Annotated in this window: 26 protein-coding genes; 10 read left to right on the forward strand and 16 right to left on the reverse strand. The window is 37.9% G+C overall.

The genetic code is table 11. The annotated features are described in order from the left end of the window. Positions 1–25: 25 nt before the first annotated feature. Entirely contained in the window at positions 26–1,126 is a 1,101-nt protein-coding gene (prfB, locus tag ACTTKV_RS01290) for a peptide chain release factor 2 (RefSeq protein WP_442548872.1), read from the forward strand. Positions 1,127–1,150: 24 nt separating this feature from the next. On the opposite strand, the gene ACTTKV_RS01295 is transcribed toward prfB, so the two are convergent. Beyond that, positions 1,151–1,702, reverse strand: a complete 552-nt coding sequence (locus tag ACTTKV_RS01295; protein ID WP_442548873.1) for a tetratricopeptide repeat protein — start codon at positions 1,700–1,702, stop codon at positions 1,151–1,153. A 77-nt stretch (positions 1,703–1,779) separates the two neighbouring features. Here ACTTKV_RS01295 and ACTTKV_RS01300 point away from each other — a divergent pair, with 77 nt between their 5' ends. From ACTTKV_RS01300 to ACTTKV_RS01315, 4 genes are read left to right on the forward strand one after another with little or no spacing between them, the layout of a single operon-like run. Continuing rightward, complete coding sequence (locus tag ACTTKV_RS01300) at positions 1,780–2,100, forward strand: type II secretion system protein (protein WP_442548874.1); 321 nt, start codon at positions 1,780–1,782, stop codon at positions 2,098–2,100. 4 nt (positions 2,101–2,104) lie between these two features. After that, positions 2,105–3,445: a dihydrolipoyl dehydrogenase family protein gene (locus ACTTKV_RS01305; RefSeq protein ID WP_442548875.1), complete on the forward strand. Its 1,341-nt coding sequence runs from the start codon at positions 2,105–2,107 to the stop codon at positions 3,443–3,445. Positions 3,446–3,455: 10 nt separating this feature from the next. Next, complete coding sequence (locus ACTTKV_RS01310) at positions 3,456–4,112, forward strand: tetratricopeptide repeat protein (RefSeq protein ID WP_442548876.1); 657 nt, start codon at positions 3,456–3,458, stop codon at positions 4,110–4,112. Beyond that, complete coding sequence (locus ACTTKV_RS01315; protein ID WP_442548877.1) at positions 4,113–4,742, forward strand: tetratricopeptide repeat protein; 630 nt, start codon at positions 4,113–4,115, stop codon at positions 4,740–4,742. It abuts the gene before it with no gap. 101 nt (positions 4,743–4,843) lie between these two features. Here the strand turns inward: ACTTKV_RS01315 and ACTTKV_RS01320 are convergent, their stop codons facing one another. From ACTTKV_RS01320 to ACTTKV_RS01350, 7 genes are read right to left on the reverse strand one after another with little or no spacing between them, the layout of a single operon-like run. Beyond that, entirely contained in the window at positions 4,844–5,380 is a 537-nt protein-coding gene (locus ACTTKV_RS01320) for a hypothetical protein (protein ID WP_442548878.1), read from the reverse strand. Beyond that, a complete protein-coding gene (locus tag ACTTKV_RS01325; protein WP_442548879.1) occupies positions 5,373–5,894 on the reverse strand; it encodes a hypothetical protein in 522 nt (173 codons plus the stop codon). The genes ACTTKV_RS01320 and ACTTKV_RS01325 overlap by 8 nt, the downstream gene beginning before the upstream one ends. Beyond that, entirely contained in the window at positions 5,891–6,895 is a 1,005-nt protein-coding gene (locus tag ACTTKV_RS01330; protein WP_442548880.1) for a hypothetical protein, read from the reverse strand. Before ACTTKV_RS01330 ends, ACTTKV_RS01325 begins: the two co-directional genes overlap by 4 nt. A 60-nt stretch (positions 6,896–6,955) precedes the next feature. After that, positions 6,956–7,411, reverse strand: a complete 456-nt coding sequence (locus ACTTKV_RS01335) for a hypothetical protein (RefSeq protein ID WP_442548881.1) — start codon at positions 7,409–7,411, stop codon at positions 6,956–6,958. Continuing rightward, positions 7,392–8,171, reverse strand: a complete 780-nt coding sequence (locus ACTTKV_RS01340; RefSeq protein ID WP_442548882.1) for a lysophospholipid acyltransferase family protein — start codon at positions 8,169–8,171, stop codon at positions 7,392–7,394. The genes ACTTKV_RS01335 and ACTTKV_RS01340 overlap by 20 nt, the downstream gene beginning before the upstream one ends. Next, positions 8,152–9,453, reverse strand: a complete 1,302-nt coding sequence (gene miaB, locus ACTTKV_RS01345; protein ID WP_442548883.1) for a tRNA (N6-isopentenyl adenosine(37)-C2)-methylthiotransferase MiaB — start codon at positions 9,451–9,453, stop codon at positions 8,152–8,154. Before miaB ends, ACTTKV_RS01340 begins: the two co-directional genes overlap by 20 nt. Next, entirely contained in the window at positions 9,453–9,695 is a 243-nt protein-coding gene (locus ACTTKV_RS01350) for an HP0268 family nuclease (RefSeq protein ID WP_442548884.1), read from the reverse strand. The genes miaB and ACTTKV_RS01350 overlap by 1 nt, the downstream gene beginning before the upstream one ends. Positions 9,696–9,867: 172 nt before the next feature. Here ACTTKV_RS01350 and nusA point away from each other — a divergent pair, with 172 nt between their 5' ends. Together nusA and ACTTKV_RS01360 are read left to right on the forward strand one after the other, a co-directional pair. Then, on the forward strand, positions 9,868–10,968 hold the full coding sequence (gene nusA / locus ACTTKV_RS01355; protein ID WP_442548885.1) for a transcription termination factor NusA: 1,101 nt from the start codon (positions 9,868–9,870) through the stop codon (positions 10,966–10,968). Further along, positions 10,968–11,447: a GNAT family N-acetyltransferase gene (locus ACTTKV_RS01360; RefSeq protein WP_442548886.1), complete on the forward strand. Its 480-nt coding sequence runs from the start codon at positions 10,968–10,970 to the stop codon at positions 11,445–11,447. The genes nusA and ACTTKV_RS01360 overlap by 1 nt, the downstream gene beginning before the upstream one ends. Positions 11,448–11,631: 184 nt before the next feature. Here the strand turns inward: ACTTKV_RS01360 and ACTTKV_RS01365 are convergent, their stop codons facing one another. The 5 genes from ACTTKV_RS01365 to ACTTKV_RS01385 all read right to left on the reverse strand — a co-directional run bounded on the left by ACTTKV_RS01365 (position 11,632) and on the right by ACTTKV_RS01385 (position 15,214). After that, complete coding sequence (locus tag ACTTKV_RS01365; protein WP_442548887.1) at positions 11,632–11,805, reverse strand: hypothetical protein; 174 nt, start codon at positions 11,803–11,805, stop codon at positions 11,632–11,634. A 125-nt stretch (positions 11,806–11,930) separates the two neighbouring features. Beyond that, a complete protein-coding gene (locus tag ACTTKV_RS01370) occupies positions 11,931–12,128 on the reverse strand; it encodes a hypothetical protein (RefSeq protein ID WP_442548888.1) in 198 nt (65 codons plus the stop codon). Between the two features lie 152 nt (positions 12,129–12,280). Then, positions 12,281–13,624: a transcription termination factor Rho gene (gene rho / locus ACTTKV_RS01375; protein ID WP_442548889.1), complete on the reverse strand. Its 1,344-nt coding sequence runs from the start codon at positions 13,622–13,624 to the stop codon at positions 12,281–12,283. A 232-nt stretch (positions 13,625–13,856) separates the two neighbouring features. Further along, on the reverse strand, positions 13,857–14,870 hold the full coding sequence (locus ACTTKV_RS01380; protein WP_442548890.1) for a pyridoxal-phosphate dependent enzyme: 1,014 nt from the start codon (positions 14,868–14,870) through the stop codon (positions 13,857–13,859). A gap of 11 nt (positions 14,871–14,881) precedes the next feature. Beyond that, positions 14,882–15,214, reverse strand: coding sequence for a RidA family protein (locus ACTTKV_RS01385; RefSeq protein WP_442548891.1), 333 nt, complete (start codon positions 15,212–15,214; stop codon positions 14,882–14,884). Positions 15,215–15,341: 127 nt separating this feature from the next. Between ACTTKV_RS01385 and ACTTKV_RS01390 the strand changes: the two genes are divergently transcribed. Genes ACTTKV_RS01390 through ccoS form a run of 3 tightly spaced genes read left to right on the forward strand, consistent with a single transcriptional unit; the run spans position 15,342 to position 18,579 of the window. Then, positions 15,342–15,962, forward strand: a complete 621-nt coding sequence (locus ACTTKV_RS01390; protein ID WP_442548892.1) for a helix-turn-helix transcriptional regulator — start codon at positions 15,342–15,344, stop codon at positions 15,960–15,962. Then, complete coding sequence (locus ACTTKV_RS01395; protein WP_442548893.1) at positions 15,959–18,337, forward strand: heavy metal translocating P-type ATPase; 2,379 nt, start codon at positions 15,959–15,961, stop codon at positions 18,335–18,337. Before ACTTKV_RS01390 ends, ACTTKV_RS01395 begins: the two co-directional genes overlap by 4 nt. Continuing rightward, on the forward strand, positions 18,337–18,579 hold the full coding sequence (ccoS, locus tag ACTTKV_RS01400) for a cbb3-type cytochrome oxidase assembly protein CcoS (RefSeq protein ID WP_442548894.1): 243 nt from the start codon (positions 18,337–18,339) through the stop codon (positions 18,577–18,579). Before ACTTKV_RS01395 ends, ccoS begins: the two co-directional genes overlap by 1 nt. Here the strand turns inward: ccoS and ACTTKV_RS01405 are convergent. The 3 genes from ACTTKV_RS01405 to ACTTKV_RS01415 form a co-directional block, all read right to left on the reverse strand. Next, positions 18,566–20,203 (reverse strand): DNA polymerase III subunit gamma/tau, encoded by a 1,638-nt coding sequence (locus ACTTKV_RS01405; protein WP_442548895.1) that lies wholly within the window; start codon positions 20,201–20,203, stop codon positions 18,566–18,568. The two genes, ccoS and ACTTKV_RS01405, sit on opposite strands and share 14 nt — an antisense overlap. 226 nt (positions 20,204–20,429) lie before the next feature. Further along, on the reverse strand, positions 20,430–21,860 hold the full coding sequence (gene glnA, locus ACTTKV_RS01410; RefSeq protein ID WP_442548896.1) for a type I glutamate--ammonia ligase: 1,431 nt from the start codon (positions 21,858–21,860) through the stop codon (positions 20,430–20,432). An 86-nt stretch (positions 21,861–21,946) separates the two neighbouring features. Then, complete coding sequence (locus tag ACTTKV_RS01415; protein ID WP_442548897.1) at positions 21,947–22,726, reverse strand: histidinol-phosphatase; 780 nt, start codon at positions 22,724–22,726, stop codon at positions 21,947–21,949. Positions 22,727–22,847 lie beyond the last annotated feature (121 nt).

Consider the following 22,847-nt stretch of genomic DNA (forward strand, 5'->3'; position numbering starts at 1 on the left):
TCCCCAAAAATTTATGGAGAATAACTTGGATAATTACGAATACAACGAGCTTTTAAAGAAGCTGCAAACAAAAGTTGAAAACATAGGCTCTATTGTAAAGCCAGATGAGATCAAGGCCAGACTTAAAGAGATAGAGGCCACTGAGCAAGATCCTGATTTTTGGCAAGATATCGCTAAAGCTGGTGCTTTAAATAAAGAAAAGACAAAAATTTTAAATATGCTTGCAAAATTTAATGATGCTAATCAGGCGGTAAGTGATGCAAAAGAGCTTTTTGAGCTAGCAAATTCCGAAAATGACGAAGAGACTATAAATTCTCTATTTGATGACGCCAAAAATTTAGATGAAAAGATAGTAAATTTAGAAATTTCTATGCTTTTAAGTGGCGAAGATGACGGCAAAAATGCCATTGTCTCAATACACCCCGGAGCTGGTGGCACCGAGAGTAACGACTGGGCCAGCATACTTTATAGGATGTATCTTAGATTTTGTGAGAGAGAAGGCTTTAAGGTCGAGACTCTTGACTTTCAAGAAGGCGATGAAGCTGGACTAAAGGACGTGAGTTTTATCGTAAAAGGTGAAAATGCTTATGGTTACTTCAAAGCAGAAAATGGCATCCATAGGCTCGTTCGCACAAGTCCATTTGATAGCGCAGGACGCCGTCATACGAGCTTTTCTAGTGTCATGGTAAGCCCTGAGATAGACGATGACATAGAGATCGAGATCGAAGAAAAAGATCTAAAAATAGATACTTATAGAGCAAGCGGTGCAGGCGGTCAGCATGTAAATAAAACAGAATCAGCCATTCGTATCACGCATATACCAACTGGCATCGTCGTGCAGTGCCAAAATGACCGCAGTCAGCATAAAAACAGAGCCACAGCAATGAAGATGCTAAAGTCTCGCCTTTATGAGCTTGAGCTGATGAAACAGCAAGAGGTGAGCAATAGCGTAGAAAAAAGTGAGATCGGCTGGGGGCACCAGATAAGATCGTACGTGCTTTTCCCATATCAGCAGGTAAAAGACAACCGCAGTGGTGAGACATACTCACAAACTGATGCTATACTTGATGGCGATATTAAAAAGATGATAGAGGGTGTCTTGATCGCTCAAAAAGCTGAGGCGTAGTAAATTTACAAAAAGAGATGGGAGCTAAAATTTCATCTCTTTTAGCTTTGCGCAAGCTTCTTCTTTGCCTTTAAAGCAAGATTCATCAAGATAAATTCTCGCTTTTTTATAGTCATTTTTGCCTAGATAGATGAGTCCTAGATCGTAGCTAGCCTCGCTTGAGCCAAGACTTACAGCTTTTTCGTAAAAATATATCGCTTTTTCTAAATTTTTATTGACCCCAAGGCCGTACTCGTAGATATATCCGGCACTTCTTAGGCCGTCTATGTTGCCGTATCTGCCAGCTGTTTCAAACCAAAAAAGTGCTCTTAAAATATCTTTACTAAAGCCTTTGCTGTCACGAAAACATGCGCCAGTTTGTTGCATGGCTAGGACATTGCCATCTTTTGCATAATCATAAAATCTCTTGCAAGCTTTTGAATAGTTGCCTTCATTGTATAGATAGATGGCGTCTGCAATCTGCTCGACCTCTGGATCAAGCGGTGGCTCGATAAGGCCAAGATTTTGAGAAATTTGCTCTACTGAACATCCCCAAAATAGCAAAATACTAAATACAAAAATGATAAATTTTTTCATATTTGTCCTTGAAAATTTAGGCGATTTTATCCAATTTTATCTTATAATGTTCGCAAATCTTAAGCAAAAGGAACAATATGGATCATAATGCACTTTTAATCCAGCTTGGCTATAACGTCAATGAAACTACCACTGCTCAAATGTGTAGAATTTTAAACAATACTGATGGTCTTTTGCCAAAGAGTGTGGTCGAGCTAAATGATCATCTAAAGCCGCATCTTTGTTTTGTGGCTATGAGTGGAAGTGAAGATAGACTAAAGATAAAAAATGTAGCTACTGTTAATGAAATAAAAGAGCGAGTCGATGAGGTTATAAAGAACTGGGCTAATAAATATAAAATGGAGCTAAAAAAGATAAATGAAACAACTTACTATTTAATGGGAAAGATAAAGGGCTAAAAAAATGAAATATGATATCGTTGTTATTGGTTTTGGAAAAGCTGGCAAAACACTAGCAGTTAAAGCTGCCGCACTTGGCAAAAAAGTGGCTCTTATAGAAAGATCACCAAAGATGTATGGAGGCACTTGTATAAATGTTGGCTGTATACCAACCAAACGTCTAATAACAGCCGCCAAAGAGGCAAAATTTGTAAATAATAGTGTCGAAAGTGAATATTACACGCTTAGTGTGGAAAATAAAAATAAGCTAATCTCTGCTCTTAATGCTAAAAACTACGCGATGCTAAATGATAATGCAAACATTGATGTGATTGATGGCGTTGGCTCGTTTGCTAGTGAAAATAGCGTTCTTGTGACAATCCCAAACGGTGAGAAGAAACTAATAGAGGGCGATTTTATCATCATAAATAGTGGCTCAAAAGAGGTCCATGCTCCTTTTGAGATCGTAAATTCAAATGTATTTTCAAGTCAAACACTACTTGATCTAAAAAATTTACCAAAACATATAGTAGTCGTTGGTAGTGGATTTATAGGCATAGAGTTTGCGTCAATGTTTGCGAGCTTTGGCTCAAAAGTAAGTATCGTGGGAAGATCAAATCTGCTTAAAAATGAAGATGACGATATAGCTAATAGCGTAAAAGAAGCACTAAAAGTTCAAGGCATTGAAATTTTAGAGGGCTGCGATATAGAAAATTTAAAAGACAATGGTTTAAATTTTAAGCAAAATGGCGAGCAAAAGTGTCTTAAGGCTGATGCGTTTTTGATCGCACTTGGTAGAGAAGCAAATGTAGATGATTTAAATTTGAAAGTTGCTGGGATTGAGCTTGACGAAAAGGGCTTTATAAAGACAAATGATACACTTCAAACAAATGTGCCAAATATATACGCGGTGGGTGATGTGCGTGGCGGAGAGCTTTTTACTTATACGAGCTTGGATGATTTTAGGATAGTTTTCTCGCAAATTTTTGGCGATAAAAAGAGAAATACTAAAAATAGAAGTATTCATGCAAATGTACTATTTACCGATACTCCACTTGCAAGAGTAGGAGTGAATGCAAAGGAAGCTAGTAAACTTGGGTTAAATTTCAAAGAGCTAAAGCTTAGCATGGCGGCAGTACCAGGTGCAAAAGTCCTAAATCACGATGTGGGCATGCTAAAAGCTATTGTTGATGCACAAAGTGGAGAAATTTTAGGAGCTAGCTTTCACTGCATCTATGCAAATGAGCTGATAAATGAAATTTCAATTGCTATGAATTTAAAAGCAAATGCAAATTTCTTTAAAAATCAAATTTTCACTCATCCAAGTATTAGTGAAGCACTAAATGACCTCTTTGGACAATATTAAAAGGAAAAAAATGAAGAAATATATACTGCTTTTATCTGTTTTGTTTTTTACTGGTTGTTTAAATGTGGTTGGCGTAAGTACGCAAAATCAAGATGATGCATGGCAGCAGCCAAAAGATGAAAAGGTAGTGCAAAATAAAGAGCAAATTTCAAAAAATGCGATCGAGCTATTGACTCCAAAATGTGAAGAAGGTGATGCGGAAGCCTGCAATGATTTGGGTGTAAATTACGAGCTTGTAAAAGATTATGAAAATGCTTTGGCAAATTATAAAAAGGCTTGTGATGCCAAGGTGCAAGTCGGTTGTGCAAATTTAGGTACGCTTTATGAGCTTGGGCTTGGTGTCTCAAAAGATCCAAAAAAGGCAGTTTTGATTTATAAAGATAGCTGCAACGCTGGTGGCGTACAAGCTTGCTATCATCTAGGCAATGCTTACAGAAAGGGCGAGATCGTTAAGCAAGATTATTACTTGGCGATGGAAGCTTATACAAATGCTTGCAATGCTGGCGACTTACCAAGTTGTGCTAATATCGGTGCAATGTATGAGCTTGGGCTTGGTGTGAACAAAGATGAAAAAAGGGCTTATGGAATTTATAAAGTTGCTTGTTTTCGTGGACTAAGTAAAGCATGCCCGCAAATGAAAAGACTAGGCTCAAAGCTAGGAATATAAGTGAAAAAGGTCTTAAATTTTAGTCTTGTTTTGGCCATGGGTTTTATGTTTAGTGGTTGCTGGTCTTGGCAAAAGATGGTGAGCTTTGGCTTTTGGCAAAGTGAAGAAGAGAGCAGGGCAGAGCGTTTGGAGCTAGAAAAAGAGAAGATGGAGCAAAGTTGCAATGCTGGAAATAGCATCGACTGCAACAATCTAGCTGTAAATTTTAGTAACGAAAAAGACTTTGTAAAAGCAAAAAGTTACTATGAAAAGGCTTGCAACGCTGGGCTTGCTACGGCTTGCTCAAATTTGGGTCAAATCTATGAGCAAGGGCTAGTTGATGAGCAAAAAGATATAGAAAAGGCCCTAAAACTCTATAAACTAGCTTGCGATAATGGAGACGGCGTTGGTTGCTATAACGAGGCTATGGGGCTTAAATCTTACATTGAAAGTGAAAATTTAAAAACCCACAAGATAGATAAGAGCAAAGCCGAGGCTAGGGTATTAAGGCTTTTGGCAAAGAGTTGCGAGCTTGAGTATGCTCAGTCATGCTTCTTGCTAGCAAAGCTAAGCGGCGATGAAGCAAAGGCAAATGCACTTTACAAAAGAGCTTGCCAGCTTGGTAAGTGTGTGGATAAAAGCAAGGAATAAACTTGATTTTTAATTTTGTATATTTTTATAAATTTATAGATAATTGTCTTAATGGTGGATTTGAACTATCCACCAAGACAATTTAAATTTAATGCGACTTTTTACTTTAATCCAAAAACTTTTATGTTAAAAGTTGTGTGGATTTTGTCTTTTTCGCCTTTCATGACAATAGGAAATTCAGCTTTTATGATGCTATCATAACCACTTAGTGCATCTAGGAAGTCATAAAATTTCTGAGGAGTTTTAATCGAGCTAGTGACGTTTAGGCGGTATCTAAAGAATTTTTCAGTTGCGTTATTATCGCCTTCTTCTATCTTACTAAGGCTTACTTCACTGAAAAAATTTGAAGCAAAATTTATAAATTTATCTTTATCAAATTTGGTCTCAAAAGCCGAAATGATAGCCCCATCTTTTTGCTTTGTTGTTTCAAGTGCTTTAAATTTAGCCTCAAATTCATTTTTCACTTTCGTATAAGATGAGGTTTGTGAGTAATTTTGTCTGGTTAGGCTTTTAAATTCTTTTATATTTGGCACAATAAAGCCAAATATCATAATGAAGCAAACTGCAATAAAAGCAAATATAAAAAGTAAAAGCTTTACGGGATCAATCTTCTCTAGGCTCGTATCTTTTCTACTCATTGTATCCCTCAGAATTATCAATTTTATTTGTACTTATAAACCCATACCAACCATTTTTGCTTTGATAAAAGCTGGTATTTGATGTTGTAAAAATAGATCTTAAAGGTGAGGCTAAAAGCTGATTAAAGACATCTTTTGTGGGTGTTATACCACGGATTATAAGCGAATTTTTATCCATAAAAACTTCTTCTAGTGTGATACTATCAGGCACAAGATCAAAGAGATTGTGCAAGCTTTGCTTTAGGATAGAATTTGATGTAAAGATATCGTTTGCTGAGTCTATTTGTACTGAAAGTTTAGCCGAAATTTCATCTGTAGCTACTATTTTTTGACTCAGTTCCTGTTGTTCATTTGCTAGAAATTCTATATTTTTCTTGGTTGAGTAATTTTTATAAACTATAAAAAAATTTGCCACTAAAAGGGCTATAAAAACAAAGCCTATAAGCGTTACCCAAAGTTTGCTAAAGATAGATAAAAGAGGTCTTGGCTCTGGAGTGATGAAGCTAAATTTCATAAGGTTATCTCTTCTTGCATGATCTCATTCATGATATGATTTGTATTGACTGGATATGTAGAAATTTCTACGAAAAGTTCAGATTGCAGGTATTGCAAAAAGGTTGCGCTTATTTTTGTGTTTTCAAAAACAATAATCTGCTCAATAAAATCGCCCCCATAAAGAGGGTTTTCGTAAAATTCTTTCATAGCTTTTACTATATAGTCAAACATCTTCATATCATATCCAAAAATAGCAACTGACTTTTCGACGTTCGTTGAAGCTGGCATATTTAGCTCGTAATTTAGATCCTCAAATTCTTTTGGCTTATCGTCGGTTAAAAAATCATCCAGGCTTTTAAAATCATCAAGGGCTGTTGCATCATTTTCTTCTTTGATGATTAAGTTTTCAATATCTGTTATATCTTCTTCTTTTAGGCTCTCAGCTTCTTGGTTATTTTCTTCTATACCAGTGGTATTTAAAAAAGCAGATAGCCTCATCTGCTTATCTTTGAATATTGCAAGCGTAAACGAGTGTGCATGGACATAAAGATAAAGCGTGGTTTTTGATGAAATTCCGCGTTTTAAAAGCTCGTGAAAAAGTAGAGCTATAGGTGAATATATAAGATCTATACTGTCTTGCCCAAAGAGGTTTTTGTATTTTTTAATAGCATTTAAATTCGCATAAATACTCCAGCTATCTTGCATTATAAGAGTTGTGAGATTTTGAGTATTTATATTAAATTTTTTATATTCGTCAAAATTTACGCTAGGTAGCGCACCTTGCGAATTATCATTAAAAAAAACTGAGGTATATACACCAAAGTATGATTTTTCTTGCTCCTCAATGTATTTTTTTACTCTATCGTCTATATTTTCAATATCAATGTCTGTAAATTTTGCATTTATGGTTTTTAAAAGCTTGCCATTTCTAAAGACCTGACCATAAAATATGCACTCGTTACCCTCGATCACAACACTCAAGAAAAGGTTTGAAAAAAGCTTTCTGATGCTAAAAGACATAACTCTCCTAAATTTAGTGCACAATTTTTGTTATAGTAGCTAAAAAGGGATTAAATAAGGTTAAAACAGTTCGTTTTTAAGCTTGACAAAGATCTCTTTTGTGTTTAATGCTTCACTTTTTAGCTCAGCGTCAAGCAAGGCTAAATTTCTCAGACTTTCAAAATCCTCTATCATAACGTCACACATTATTTTGATTCGCTCTTTATCGACTTTACTCACTCTGCCTTGGCTCATTTCTTTGATGCGTTCAATATACTCTTTGCCGTTTTTTATGTACGAGCTAAATTTGATCGCCGCCTTGCTTTGATTTAGTACGGTATTTGCCATTTTGTTATAAATATCTATATCAATGGCTTTTTGGCTTAAAATTAGAGCTTTTTCGTACTCTTTGCTTTCATAATAAAATTTCGCTTCAAGGGCGAGCTTGTATGAGTTGTCGCTGTAAAAAAATAGCCCAAACAAAGCTACTATAAAAATGGCTATAAAGATAGAAATTTTATTTTTCATAAATTTCATCCAAAATTTCTTTTATCTCGTCGCTGATTTGCGGATTTTTATGCGCATACTTTTTCCACCAAATTTTTAAATTTGATCTAAACTCCTCTTGGTTTTGCTCTACGCTCTTACCACCGTCATTTTGTGAGGCCTGCCAAAGTTCGTTTTGTATCTTTTCTTTGGCTGCTTTTTGCCCTAAATTTGCCACATTAAAAGGAGCTGAGAGACTAAAATTTATAGTTGAAAATGGCTTTGGAAGTATCATCTTATCCCAGCTTTTAAACTCCCAAAATGAGCTTGCTTCGAAATTTAGAGCATAAATTTCGCAAGATGACTTTTGTGCGATTACCGCAGCTCCGTCTGCCACGCTGTGTCTTGGTCCGCGTGGACCATCTGGTGTGATGATGACGTCATGGCCCTGCCTTATCTCTCTTAGGGCTTCTATAAGCGCCCTTGCACCGCCTTTTGAGCTGCTGCCTCTAATGGTACCGATGCCAAAAAATTTGATTATTCTGGTGATTAGCTCGCCATCTTTGTGGTCACTGATTATCACTTTACCTTGTTTTCTATTTTGCCTGCTCCACCACTGCCTATAAGCAAAGCTCATAAAGCTAAGGCGCCCGTGCCAAAAGACGACGACGCAACCATTTTGTGGCAAAAAATTTGAAGTGTAGCTCTTTTTGCAGGTTAAAAAAATGAGCCACATCAAAATGTAGATAAAAAAAACGCCCACGTTTAGGGCAATCTTTTCAAGGGTGCTTTTAAATTTGCAGCTCGCCATACAAAACCATTCGTTTTGGGTTTGTGATCTTTACTTTTTGCGTAGTGCCAAGAAGCTCTTCGCTGCCATTAACTTGAACCAAAAAGTTGTTAAAACTTCGCCCAGCAACGGCGCCGTTTGCCCTTAGTTCCTCAAAATAGACATCAAAAATTTTATCTTTTTGCGCTGCCACGATCTCGTCTAAAATTTCGCTATGGCGATTTTGCAGGCGAGTAAGCCTAGCTGAAGCGGTTTCATCATCTATTTGGTTTGTAAAAGTAGCTGCCTTTGTAAGCGGACGAGGCGAATACTTAAAGCTAAAAATTTGCTCAAATCTAACTTGCTCAAGCACGTCCATAGTATCTTCAAACTCGCTATCGCTCTCGCCTGGAAACGCTACTATGATGTCGGTTGAGATGCTAACGTCTGGGCACATTTTTCTAAGTCTTAGCGCTCGGTCTAAAAACCACTCTTTTGTGTATCCGCGCTTCATCTCTCGTAAAACTTTGGTGTTCCCACTTTGAAGTGGCATGTGCATAGACTTGCAAATTTTTGGGTTATTTGTGAAAATTTCAAGAAATTTATCATCCATATGAAGTGGATGCGGACTGGTAAATCTTATCCTCTCAACGCCATCTATCTCACTTATCTTTACTAGTAGATCGCTAAAATCGATATTTTCTTGCGCTCCTGAAAATCTTTTACCGTAGTTATTGACATTTTGTCCTAGTAAAAATATCTCTTTTGCGCCGCTGTTTGCAGCCTTTTCTACCTCTTTTAGGATGAGGCTTGAGGGAATAGAAATTTCATCGCCTCTAGTGTGTGGGACGATGCAGTAGGTGCACTTTTTGTCGCAGCCGATTGAGATATTGATGTGACTTTTGTATGGTGAGCCTCTAAATTCACCAAATGCGTATTCGCTCTCGTCGTGGTTGATATCAGTTGAAATAAATTTAGGTGTATTTACTGCCTTTGTGATCTTACTCACGTTTCTTGCGCCAAGGACAAAGTCAACATAAGGCGCGCGCTTGAAAATTTCGCTTCCCAAGTGGCTTGCAGTGCAGCCGCAAACGCCTATTTTGGCACCTCTTTTTTTGGCTTTTTCAAAGGCTCCGACCTCGCTAAAGAGCTTATGAACCGGTTTTTCACGAACCGAGCAAGTATTTATAAGGATTAAATCAGCTTCTTCAATGTCTTGTGTTAATGAGTAGTCTTCTTTTTGTGAGAGCTCGGCTATGATATGCTCGCTATCACGAACATTCATAGCACAGCCTAGAGTTTGTATAAAGAGTTTTTTACTCATTAAAGTATATGCACTTCATACATGTAATCGCTCTCATCAAGGCCGTATTTCACGGTTCTGTGATAAACACTAAGCCCTTTTTCTTCAAAATGCTCGACTAGGGCGATTAATTGTTTGTGTGTGTTTTCCTTATCAAAATAGAAAATTTTCTGACCTTCTTTATCAACGGCGACTTCGATTTTTTCTAGTGAAATTGTTTTTGGTTTTGCGTCTAATTCAGCTCTCGCAAGTTTAAGCTCCATATTTAATCCTTTCAATATCTTAAATTTTAATCGGTCAATATATCCAAATCATCATAAAAAAAGGATTAAATAAAAGTTAATAACAAGCTTAAACTTATTAAAAGTATGGCTTATGTATAATTTCAAAACTTCACGAAAAATCCCCAAAATTTATCGTTACAATGGAGAAAAAATGGAAAGAATTTCAGATATTATTGAGTCAATTGCAAATGAGAAAAATTTAGAAATCGAAGATGTAAAAGAGCGCGTTATAAGAGCCTTGATAAATACTGCAAAAAGAGTCTATGGCGAGAATTATGAATATGATGTAAATATTGACGCAAATAAAAATTTAAAGCTTTATCAAAAAATTTTAATTGTAGCAAACGATGACGAGAGGCTTGAAGAGGACAACGAGCACTTTTTGAGCTTAAAAGAGGCAAAGAAAATAGATAGCGGTGTTGAAATCGGCGATGAGCTAACATACGAGCTAAGCCTTGATAACCTTGGAAGAACCGCAGCCCAAACACTTCACAAAGAGCTTGAATACCATATCCAGCGCCTAGTCGAAGAGAAAATTTTACAAAAATATAATGAGATGAGTGGTCACATGGTCTTTGGGCCAGTTGTCAGAGTCGATAATGATGAAAATACATTTATTGAAATTGACGAGCTTCGCGCTGTTTTACCACGTAAAAACCGTATAAAAGGCGAGAAATTTAAAGTGGGAGACGTCGTAAAAGCTGTTATTAGAAAAGTCTTTACAGATAAAAATTTAGGCATAAAAGTAGAGCTCTCAAGAACTTCACCAAAATTTCTTGAAGCACTACTGACTTCTGAAGTGCCTGAGATAAAAGATGGCGGTATTATCATCCAAGGAAGTGCTAGGATCCCTGGTGAAAGAGCCAAAGTAGCGCTCATTTCAACTACTCCAAACATCGATCCAGTTGGTGCAACAGTCGGCACAAAGGGCGTTAGGATAAATGCCGTAAGCAAAGAGCTTCATAACGAAAGCATTGATGCGATCGAATACACCACCGAACCAGCGATATTTGTCGCTCGTGCGATGGGACCAGCTATCATCACATCGGTAAAGATAGAGGAAAACAAAGCGATTGTTACACTTGCAAGTGAGCAAAAGAGCAAAGCGATCGGTAAAAACGGCATAAACATCCGCCTTGCAAGCATGCTAACTGGCTATGAGATCGAGCTAAACGAGCTTGGCTCAAAAACTAGCAGCGATAGCGACGGCGGAATGGTCAAGGACTTAAAAGCACTCTTTGGCGATAACTAATGAAATTTCAAATAAGAAAAGCGACTGATGGCGACATAGACGTGATCTGTGAGCTCGTAAGAGAGCTTGCGAGCTATGAAAAGCTAGGCGATCAAGTCACTTTTACAAATGAAATTTTTGCAGACTCCATCTTTAATAAAAACCATGCAAAAGCCCTTATCTGCGAGAGTGAGAGCAGGGCTATTGGTTATGCTATCTATTTTTATACATTCTCCACATTTTTAGGGCTTGGTGGGATGTATCTTGAGGATATTTACGTGAAAAAAGAGTTTAGAAATCAAGGCATCGGAAAGGCATTTTTTAAATTTCTAGCTCAAATTTGTAAGGATGAAAATTTAAAGAGGCTTGAGTGGTGCTGCCTAAACTGGAATGAACCAAGCATTAAATTTTATGAAAGCATGGGAGCTAAAAATCAATCTCATGAGTGGAGGACCTACCGCTTAGACGGCGAAAATTTAGAAAAGCTGGTAAATTTATAGCTTATCTTTGAAATTAAAAGCTCAAATTTTCTTTTGAATTTGAGCTTTATAAACACTAAAATTTATATGTATATCCAAATAAAGACCCACGTTTGTCTCTTTTGTTTTTGCATTATCATATTTTGTTATAGAGTTTTATGGGAAATTTGTTCTAAGAAAGTTAAAGCTAGAAGATATAAATTTATTAAAAGGTGGTTAGCCCACCTTTTGTTATTTTATTGCAATTATTTTTTGTATCTTTTTGTTTAAGCTCTAGGCTGCTATCTACATTACATCTCGGATTTAATGTTTCTAGTGTTGCTAAAACTTCTGTTTTATCGCCTTCACCTATGTCATCATGTTTTTTTAAGATATACATATGCGGTGTTCCTTTATCTACGCTACCAGCTGGTATAGTGTAAGCAAAAGCTTTTACGTTAAATTTTTCTAGATCAACCTTTGTATCTTTATCGACTATCAGATAGCCTTTAATGCCGTCTTCTTTTAATTCTTTTTTTGGGTTTCCATATTGTATTCCAAGTCATAATTTACCCTTTTATAGACTTTTACTTCGCCTTTAAAATGTTTGATACTTCCCATGTCAGCTTTGCAAATTTCTGCTAAAGTTGTAGGTTCGCCACATACGGTTAGTGCAAGAGCAAGTATTGCTGTAATGCCTGAAAAAATGACTTTAGTTTTCATATTTTCCCTTTTTGTATAAGTTAGAAATTTGGATTTTACAAAAAAATAAAACTGAAAAATTTAAATTAGTATAACCATGAAAGATTTATTGAGAAATTTGATGTAAAAAAAGAAATTTGAGCTCAAAGCAACTGCTTTAAGCCCAGTTAAATTTACTCGTTTAGGATAGAGAGAAGCTCTTTGTTGTCTTTTGTTTTTAGCATTTTTGCATATAAGAATTTAAGCGCTTCGACGTCGTCCATTGTGGCGATCGCAGAGCGGATAGCCCAAATTTTTTGAAGCTCATCAGGTTTTTGAAGTAGCTCTTCTTTTCTTGTGCCTGATTTTAGCACATTGATAGCTGGGTAAATTCTACGGTCTGAAATGTTGCGATCAAGTACGATCTCGCTGTTACCAGTGCCTTTAAACTCTTCAAATATCACTTCATCCATACGTGAGCCAGTATCGATTAGAGCGGTTGCTATGATGGTTAGAGAGCCGCCATACTCAATGTTTCTAGCTGCACCAAAGAAGCGTTTTGGCTTATGAAGCGCGTTTGCATCCACGCCGCCAGTTAGCACCTTGCCACTTGGTGGGGTGACTGTGTTGTAGGCACGTGCTAGACGTGTTATACTATCAAGCAAGATGATGACGTCTTTGCCCATCTCAACTAGACGTTTTGCTTTTTCAATGACTAGCTCTGCCACGCGGACGTGATTTAGTGCTGGAAGGTCAAAAGTAGAGCTAAATACCTCGCCTTTTACGCAGCGCTGCATATCAGTAACTTCTTCTGGTCTCTCATCAACCAAAAGCACCATGAGCTTGGCTTCTGGGTGATTTTTAGCGATACCGTGAGCTAGCTCTTTCATAAGCTCGGTTTTACCACTTCTTGGAGGTGCGACGATGAGGCCACGCTGACCCTTACCAATAGGCGTGAAAAGGTCAAGCACACGGCCAGTTAGCTTCATTGGATCGTATTCTAAATTTAGCTTTTCTGTTGGAAAAAGTGGAGTTAGGTTGTCAAATAATGGCCTCTCTTTTGCGTCTGCTAGAGGCATGTAGTTTACGGCCTCTATCTTTAAAAGGGCGTAGTATTTTTCCTGATCTTTTGGCTCTCTTACTTGGCCTGTGATGATGTCGCCCACACGAAGTGCAAATTTACGAATTTGTGAGTTTGAAACGTAGGCATCGTTTGAGCTGTCGCTTAAATTTGCATCAACGGCCCTTAAAAAGCCGTAACCCTCGTTTGTGATCTCTAAAATTCCAGTAAATAGTATAAAGCCGCCTTGTTTTGTCTGGGTTTTTAGTATCTCAAATATCAAATCCTGTCTACGAAATTCACGTGGATTTTCGACACCAACACTATTTGCGATCTGCACTAGCTCATCTAGGCTAAGTGTTCTTAGTTCTTCGATCTTGTGTCCGTCGACTGGTACGTGGGTTCTTGATGTTTGATGTTTCTTTGTAGTTTTTGTGCTTTGTGCAGCACCTTGCTCGGTTTGGTTATTGTTTTCCATTTTTCCTCTTTAAATGCGGGGATAAGATTGTAGAATTCTGGGCTTCAAAAGTTTTTGAAAGTTTTGGCATTTTATAAAAATAAAACTTTGTTGTCAAGAAATGCCACGACCAAAGTCGCTAAAGTAGGCAAATTTGCAGGCAAAAGAGCCTGCAAATTTTAAATTTAGTACTCGCTTTTTAGTCCAGCATCGCACATCGAGATTATGCTTTTGCCCTCTATCTTATGCGATTTTACGTAGCTTGCGTAGGCGGCGTAGATGGCTGCTGTGGTGTGCTAGACGTAAAAGCCGTGCTTGCTAAGAAATTTCTAGCTGGCTCAATATCATCTTCTTTTATCATGATCACTTCGCGCTCTCCAGTGTAGTCGCTAGATAAAATTTTAGCGCCCCTGGCAGGTTTTGCAATCGCTATGCCCTCAGCCAAAGTTGGCTTGGCATTTATAGCAAGTGGCTCGCTTGTTGCCCCTAAAAATGGCGCACACTTCTCACTTTGAACGATGAAAATTTTAGGTAGTTTTTTGATCACTCCAGCCTCAAAAAGCTCTTTTAAAGCGATCTCGCAGCCTATTAGCAAGGTGCCATTGCCAACTGGCAGAAATAAATTTTCAGGGACAAAGCCAAGTTGTTCGTAAATTTCATATATATATACATATATATATGTTTTAGTGCCTTGGTAAAAGAGCGGGTTAAACACGTGGTTTGCGTAAAATATGCCCTCATCTTTTGCCCTTTTTCTGCAAGCATCCGCCGTCTCGTCACGAGTGCCGTCAAAGACAACCGCCTTTGTGCCGTAGTATTCAAGCATCTTTATCTTTTTCTCGCTTGTGCCTTTTGGGACGTAAATTTCACACTCGATCCCAGCTCTAGCAGCGTAGGCGGCGACTGAATTTCCAGCGTTTCCGCTGCTATCTTGCAAGATATTTTTGATGCCGTGGCTCTTGCAAAACCAAATAAGTATCACCGCACCTCTATCCTTAAAGGAGAGCGTTGGCATCGCATAGTCCATTTTGAGATAGAGTGAGTCATCAAATTTCACGCTCTTTGTTAGCCCTTCGCCAAGGCTGATGTTTTTGATAGGGAAAAACTCGCGGTATCTAAAGAGGCTAAACTCGCGCTGATCGATCAAATTTAGATCAAATTTGACTGGTTTAAATTCCAGATCATAAAGCCCACCGCACTCGCACGCAAATATAGACGTCTCAAAATCTGCGCTCTTGCCGCATTTTGAGCAGATAAATTTAGGCATTGTTGCTCCTTTTAAAATTTTCTATCAAGTATGGCTGTGGCTTCGATCTCTAGCAGGCAGCCAAAGTGAAGTTTGTTTGTCGGCACTATGACGCGAGCTGGCTTGTGATCGCCAAAAAATAGCGCATACTCATCATCGATCTCATTCCAAAAGTCGATATTTGATGTGTAGACTCTGCACATCAAGACGTCATTTCTAGTTGCATTTGCTAGTTTTAGCACATTATCAAGGTTTTTTAAAGCCTGCCTTGTTTGAGCCTTTAGCCCTTCTGGAATTTGCCTAGTCTCTGGGTCCATGCTAAGCTGGCCTGAGATGTAGAGGATGCCGTTGTGTTCGGCCGCCAAAGCGTAGTGAGCCTTTTTCTTTTTTTTGAAATTTCGGTTTCATAAATTTTCATAAAAAATTATATTTTTATTATCAAAAATTTTAAAAGTATTTTGGCTAAACTTAAACAAAAACAAAAGGCGCCTTATGCACCATATATTAAAGGCATTTATCTCAACGGCAAATCTCATACAAAAAAGCTCACCATTTGCCTGCGAAGTCGTGTTGCACGATCTCTCAAGCCCGCAGCACTCAGTCGTCTACGTAGCTGGCGATGTCACTGACAGAAAGGTCGGACAAAGCTTTGATCGCCTTGTAAGTGAGGTCTTAAATAGTAAAAATTTCAAAGACGACTACATGGCGAATTACTTTTTTAATAAGGATGAAAAGCTGGTGAAATCTTCAACTGCATTTATCAGAGATGAGGCAGGCGAGATCATAGGAGCGATATGCGTAAATGTCGATGCAAGCGTGGCAAAGAGCCTTTTTGAAGTGGCTGAAAATTTCTTAAAAACTAGCGAAAATAAGTCTGAAAACGAGCAAAATGACGATGTGACAAAGATCGTCTTAGACTTAATCGACAAGATCATCGCCAAAAATGAAGGCAAAAAACTCAAAAAAGAGCAAAAGCTCGAACTTGTTGGCTTTATGAACGAAAAGGGCATTTTTAACATAAAGGGCGCAATCGAGGTCGTAGCAGCCAAGCTAAATGTCTCAAAGATCACGATATATGGCTATTTAGACCAGCTTAAAAAGAAGCGTCCGTGAAGTGCAGGTGTTCTCACTGCAAGCAAAGCTTTGATGAAAGCGCGATGATAGAGGCTAAAGGCGGGCTTAAATTTTGCTGCGTTGGCTGCAAGGGTGTATATGAAATTTTAAATGAAAGCGGCCTTAGCGAGTTTTATGAGCGACTTGGCAAAAACACGCTAAATCCTGCTAGCAGTGGTGCAAATGTCAAAAATTTAGCAGCAAATTTTAGTGAGCTAGTGACAAAAGAGGGTGAGTTTTCTAAAATTTCGTTTCTTATTGATGGCATTACTTGTTCGGCGTGCATCTGGCTGCTAGAAAAGGCGCTCTTTAGCCTGCCTGGAATTTTGGAGGTGAATATTAACTCGCTTAGCCAAAAGACGGTAATTATCTTTGACGAGCAAGAGCTTTTGGTGGAGCAGATAGTGGGGAAAATTTACGCCGTTGGCTATATACCAAAAGCTTATGCGGTGAGCGAGAAAGAGGACGAGCTAGTCAAAAAGAGGCGAAATTTCTACGCAAAAGCGCTTGTTGGCATCTTTGCCACGATGAATATCATGTGGCTGGCGATCGCACAGTATGGCGGCTATTTTAGTGGTATGAGAAGCGACGTGAAGGATCTTTTGAGCTTTGCGCAGTTTGTGCTGGCAACGCCTGTACTTTTTTACACTGGCAGCGAGTTTTTTAAAGGGGCGAAAATAGCCATAAAAAACGCCTCGCCAAATATGGACTTGCTCGTCATCACTGGAGCCAGCATCACATATATCTACTCGATTTTTGCGATGTTTACAAGAAGCGGCGAGAGCTATTTTGACTCGGTCGCGATGATCATAACATTTGTTTTTATCGGTAAATTTTTAGAAATTTTAGGTAAAAAAAAGGCACTTGAGACCTCAAATTTTTTAAATGACATGTTGTTAGCAAAAGTCTGCGTTTTAGAGGATGGTAGGGACATTTTAAAAGAGCCAAAGGATGTAAAATTAGGCGAAAAGATCGTGCTTAGATCAGGTGAGAGAGCATTGCTTGATGGAAGGGTGCTTAGTGGTGAGGCAAGTGTGGATAGCTCAAGTTTAACAGGCGAGAGTTTACCAGTTTTATTAGGAGCTGGAGGAGAGGTCAAAAGCGGCGTCGTATGCCTAAATGGGCAGATAGTCTATGAAGCAAGGCAAATTTTTAAAAACTCATACCTCAATCAACTAATAAATTTACTCCAAAACGCAGAGCTAAAAAAGCCAAATATCGAGCTAGCAGTCAATAAGATCGCCTCAAAATTCTCTCTTGGCGTGCTAACTCTGGCATTTTTTACATTTTGGTTTTGGTACTTTAAATTTAGCTTTTCAGAAGCGATCGTCACAGCTGTGAGCGTCATCGTCATTGCTTGCCCTTGTGCGCTTGCCCTTGCCACGCCAGTTAGCAGCGTTTGTGCCCTTGGAGTAGCCTTTAAAAACAAGGTGCTTTTTAAGGAGACTAAATTTTTTGAAAGCCTTGCAAAGTGCGATGTGGCAGTTTTTGACAAGACTGGGACGCTTACAAAGGCTAAATTTGAAGTGAGCGAGTTTTTTATAAAAGATGGCGTGAGTATTGATAAAATTTACTCACTTTGCCTCATCTCAAACCACCAAATAAGCGTGGCAGTGGCAGAGTTTTTAAAGCAAAAAGGTGCTAAAAAAATAGAGCTTGAAAATGCAAATTTAAGCGTGGCAAAGGGAGTTGGTGCTGATATTGCCGGAGAGAGTTTTGTGGCTGGAAGTAGGCGCTTTTTGGCTGAAAATGGGGTGAAATTTGATGAGAGTGAAGAAAATGTAAGCTTTTTTGTGGGCAGGCAGGGTGAGTTGGTGGCGAAATTTTATCTAAAAGATGGCGTAAAGCCTGAAGCAAAAGCCCTCATAGACGAGCTAAAGAGCGATGGCATGAAGGTGTGTATCCTAAGTGGAGACGTACAAAATGTCGTAAAAAACGTGGCAGATGAGCTTGGTGTGAGTGAGTTTAGGGCAGGGATGCTGCCTGATGAAAAGGCTAAATTTATAGCTAAACTAAAAGAGCAGAGCAAAAATGTGCTGATGGTGGGGGACGGTATAAATGACGCAGCCGCACTTAGCCTTGCTCATGTGGCTATTTGCATGGGTAGTGGTGCTGCTATAAGCCTAGAAAAAAGCGACGTGGTATTGCTTGATGATAGTTTGCATTGTCTTGCAAAAGCGGTAAAAATTTCAAAATTTACCTATAAAACGATAAAGCAAAATTTACTCTTTTGCCTGCTTTATAACGCCTTTAGTTTGCCATTTGCTGTGTGTGGCTATGTTATGCCGCTATTTGCCGCACTTTTCATGTCGGCAAGCTCGCTAAGTGTGATACTAAACTCGCTCTTTATAGTTAGAAAATTTAAGGATAAATAGTGGATACAACGACTCTTGCAATGCTTGTTTTGATTTCAGTTTTAATGGGAGCACTTTTGCTTTTTGGCGTGCTTTGGGGGATAAAAAATAGGCAGTTTGAAGACTATCGTAAATTTTTAGACGGAGCAAATTTAGATGGTGAGGATGCACTAAATGAAGCTTATGCGCTTGAACTTCGCAAAAAAGAGGCACTAAAAAAGAGGCTAGAGGCTAGCGGTAAAGATAAGACTAGCTCTCGATAGTTGGCTCGCCAAAGAGCCTATTAGCTTCTTTTAGTATTCCTTGCTCTCTTTGTTTTTGAAGCTCTTCTGGCGTTTTTGGCTCTTTATTTAGCATCAAAGCAAAGTTATTTTTCTCGTTTTGCAGTTCGCTTTTTATCTCAACCTTTGGCTCATTTTTAGCTTCGACATTATCTGCATTTAGCTTTGAAATTTCTGCGTCTAGCTCGTCTAGCTCGCTTTTAGTATCGTTTTCTAAAGCCACTTGAGATGTTTGAGTTTGTATTTTTGGCTCGTCGCTTTTTGCATTTACTATCTTTGCATTTTGTCCAAAAAGTGTACGCAATATCTCGTTTAAAATTTTCCAGTTTTTCTTAAAATACTCTAGATTTTCATCCTTTGCATTTACTATTAGCCCAAGTTCATTATTGTTAAAAAAGCTAAATTCTACAAATTCTTTAAAAAAATCGCCAAGATCGTAATTTCTATCATAAATTTTGGTTAAAAATAGTTCGTACGGCCCTTGTTTTTTTGCAGGAGCTATTTGCTCTGGTTGGTTGTTGCTTTGCGTAGCTCTTACTAAGCTTTCATCGTCTTTTGAGACAACCACATCGATCGCATCATCAATGTCTTGTAAATTTAATGCTTCTATCATCATAAAAAGCATTAGCATTAGCACAAAGCCATTGTCGCTGCTTATGTTTAGCATACCTTTGGCTTGAGCTAGAATTCTAAAAAATCTTTCGTAAACTAATAAAGAAATTTTGGAGTCATTCTCTACAAATTTTTGTTTTAAATTTGCCAAAATTTCATCTATTATCATCTCTGGATCGTAGCTTTCAAGTTCTGTTGCAAGCACTCTGATCGCATTTTTATCGTGATTTAGTATGTGGGCGATTATCTCTTCGATCTTATCTGGGTCAAGGAGTCCTAGCATTGAGGCTACGCCATTTGCTGTGACATTGTTTGCTCCGTAAATTATAGCTTGGTCAAGAAGTGTTAAAGTGTCTCTTAGTGATCCTCCGCCACTTCTTGCTAAAATTTCAAGTGCGTCCTTTTCGTAGTGAACGCCTTCTTTACTTAAAATAAATTCAAGATGTTTAATGATACTATATCTGCTTATTTGCTTAAATCTAAAATGCTGTGTCCTTGAAAGCACTGTGGTTGGAAGCTTTAATGGATCAGTCGTCGCAAGGATAAATTTTACATAACTTGGCGGCTCTTCAAGTGTTTTTAAAAGTGCGTTAAAAGCCTCTTTGGTTAGCATGTGTACTTCGTCAATTATAAAAATTTTATATCTTGCCATTGCCGGAGCATATTTTGTTTGCTCGATCAGCTCTCTTATATCGTCTATCTTTCTGTGGCTAGCCGCATCCATCTCAATGATGTCCATATGCCTTGACTCGTTAGCCATGATGCATTGCGGACATACTTCACATGGTTTTGAAGTAGGTCCTTTTTCACACACTAAAGCTTTTGAAAATATCCTAGCACTTGAAGTCTTACCACTTCCTCTAAGCCCTGAAAATAGATATGCATGACTGATACGACCTTCATCAAGCGCGTGTATTAGACTTTTACTAACTGCTTCTTGACCGATAAGCTCGTCAAAATTTTTAGGGCGGTATTTTAAGGCTAGTGCTTGCAAGAGAACATCCTTTTTTATTATTCGGTTATGGATTTTATAAAAAAAGGTATAAATTTATGATTATTTATATCTTTAAATTGGGTTAAAAATTTTTTATTTTAGTTTAATGAGAGTAGATAAAAATTTTTTATAGATCTACATAAAATTTTATGTTAAATATTTTGTATTTTTGTATGAATTTTTAAAAAATGCCTTGGCGTGTGTGCCAAGGCAAAAATTTGTTAGATTAGCAAGAGAAGCAAGTTTTAAACTCATAAGCGGTTGGACGTGCTTCATAAGGCCAAACCTGAGTTTCAAATTTAACGTGTTGATATGTGTCGATGAAATCATCAGACATTATCGGTTTTAGATATTCGTTGTCGCGGATTAGTGCCTCTAAGCTGCCACGAAGTGTGTGCGGAAGCTGCTCTATGCCACGTTCTCTGATCTCATCAAGATGAAGTTTAAATAAATTCTCATCCATTGGACCAACTGGTTCGTATTTGTGTTTAACGCCATCAAGTCCTGCCATTAGCATCGCTGAAAAGGCCAGATAAGGGTTTGCTGTACTATCAGGAAATCTCATCTCAGCTCTTACTGAGTTTTCGCCTGCGCCATAAGGTATACGTATGCTAGCTGAGCGGTTTTGGCTAGAGTATGTCAGGATAGATGGTGCTTCAAAGCCTGGGATTAGGCGTTTATAGCTGTTTGTGCTCGGGTTAGTAAAGGCTGCGACGCTTCTTGCATGTTTTAAAACTCCGCCTATATAGTATCTTGCAAAATCACTTAAATTTGCGTAGTTGCCTTCTTTGTAAAATAAATTTTTGCCATCTTTCCAGACTGATTGGTGTACGTGCATGCCGCTACCATTATCGCCGTAAAGTGGTTTTGGCATAAATGTAACAGTTTTGCCGTTTAAATGAGCCACCATACGAACTACATATTTATAAATTTGGACATTATCGGCAGCTTCGACTAGGTTGCCAAATTTTACACCGATTTCGCCTTGACCTTGAGCGACTTCATGGTGACCTAAAAATACTTCAAGTCCAACTTGCTCTAGAACTTGCATCATTTCAGCTCTTAGATCTACCATGCTGTCGATAGGTTGAGTCATCAAGTAGCCGCCTTTTCTGCGTGGACGGTGACCTGTGTTGTAGCTGTCTTTGAAGTCAGCAGCGTCGTTCCACTCGCCTTCCTCGCTATCTACTTGATACATCGCGCAGTTTGGACTGTCAATGATTTTTACATTATCAAATACGAAAAATTCATTCTCAGGACCAAAATATGCCTCATCACCAAGCCCACTGTCTTTTACATATTGCATTGCTCTTTTTGCAATTGAGCGAGGGCATTTTTCATAAATTTGGCCTTTGTAGATGTCAAAAATGTCGCAAAAAACGACTATTGTGATATCTGAGGTAAATGGGTCTAAAAAGGCAGTTGTTGCTTCTGGTTTCATCAGCATATCGCTTTTATCTATCGGCTGCCAGCCATGCATAGAGCTAGCATCCATCGGTATGCCGTGTGTAAAATGATCTTTTGTAACTGCTTTTATGTTGTAGCTTATGCTGTGCCATGCACCGCCTAAGTCGGTAAATCTAAAATCTACAAATTTGACTTCATTTTCTTTACAAAAATCAAAAAAATGATCTACGTTTTGGACAAATTTTCCCATTCTTTTCTCCTTCTGGTTTTTAATTTTCGTATTCTATCATAAAACTTAATATTTAAGATTAAATTTATATTTTATTTGAACCCAATCTAAAATTTTACTAATTCTCTATCTCTGTTTTTGAAAATAGCACATTTTGAATAGCCTAAATCTCTAGCTATTTGCTCGCAAATTTCGCCATTTTTACCGATATCTTCTTTTGTGTGAGCATCTGAGCCAAAAGTTATAGCTATATCTTTTTCGGCTATAAGCTCTAGTAAATTTACGCTTGGATATTGCTCGCCGATAGGCTTTCTAAAGCCAGCTGCATTTATCTCAACTACTAAATTTGCCTCTTTTATCGTATTTATCGCATCACGCGCTAAAATTCTAATATCTTTTTTTGGTAAAAATTTAAAAATTTTAAGTAGATCAATATGCCCCATTATGTCAAATTTGCCAAGCTTGGCTGATCTTTTAACATGATCAAAATACACTTGCCAAATTTGGTCTAAATCCTTGCCAGCATATCCTCCTATAAATTCAGGATTGTCAAATGCCCAGCCATTAAAAAAATGCACAGAGCCTATTAGATAATCGACCTTTCTATTAAAAACTCTCTCGTCCATAAAACCATCTAAAAAATCCATCTCATAGCCAAGTAAAATTTCTATCTCACCTTTAAAATCATCTCTTAAACGTAAAATTTCTTCCTCGTAGCCTTGCATCTCATCAAAACTCATCCTGTAAGCTTCATCATATTTCATCGGAGCGTGGTCACTAAAGCCAAAGTATTTTGTACCTGCTTTTATCGCGCTTTGCACATACTCTCTTGGTTTGCCGACTGCATGTTTGCAAAGCGGTGTGTGATTGTGGAGATCGACGGTCATTTTTTGCCTTTTAAAGTCGTTTATTTTTGAAAAATGCTATCTAAAATTTGATAAATTTTAAAGATAAAAAGGCGCTTTTAAACTTACTTTTTATTTAAATCCTATATAATCAGGGCAAATT

The organism is Campylobacter sp., assembly GCF_052169515.1.
Classification (GTDB): domain Bacteria; phylum Campylobacterota; class Campylobacteria; order Campylobacterales; family Campylobacteraceae; genus Campylobacter_A.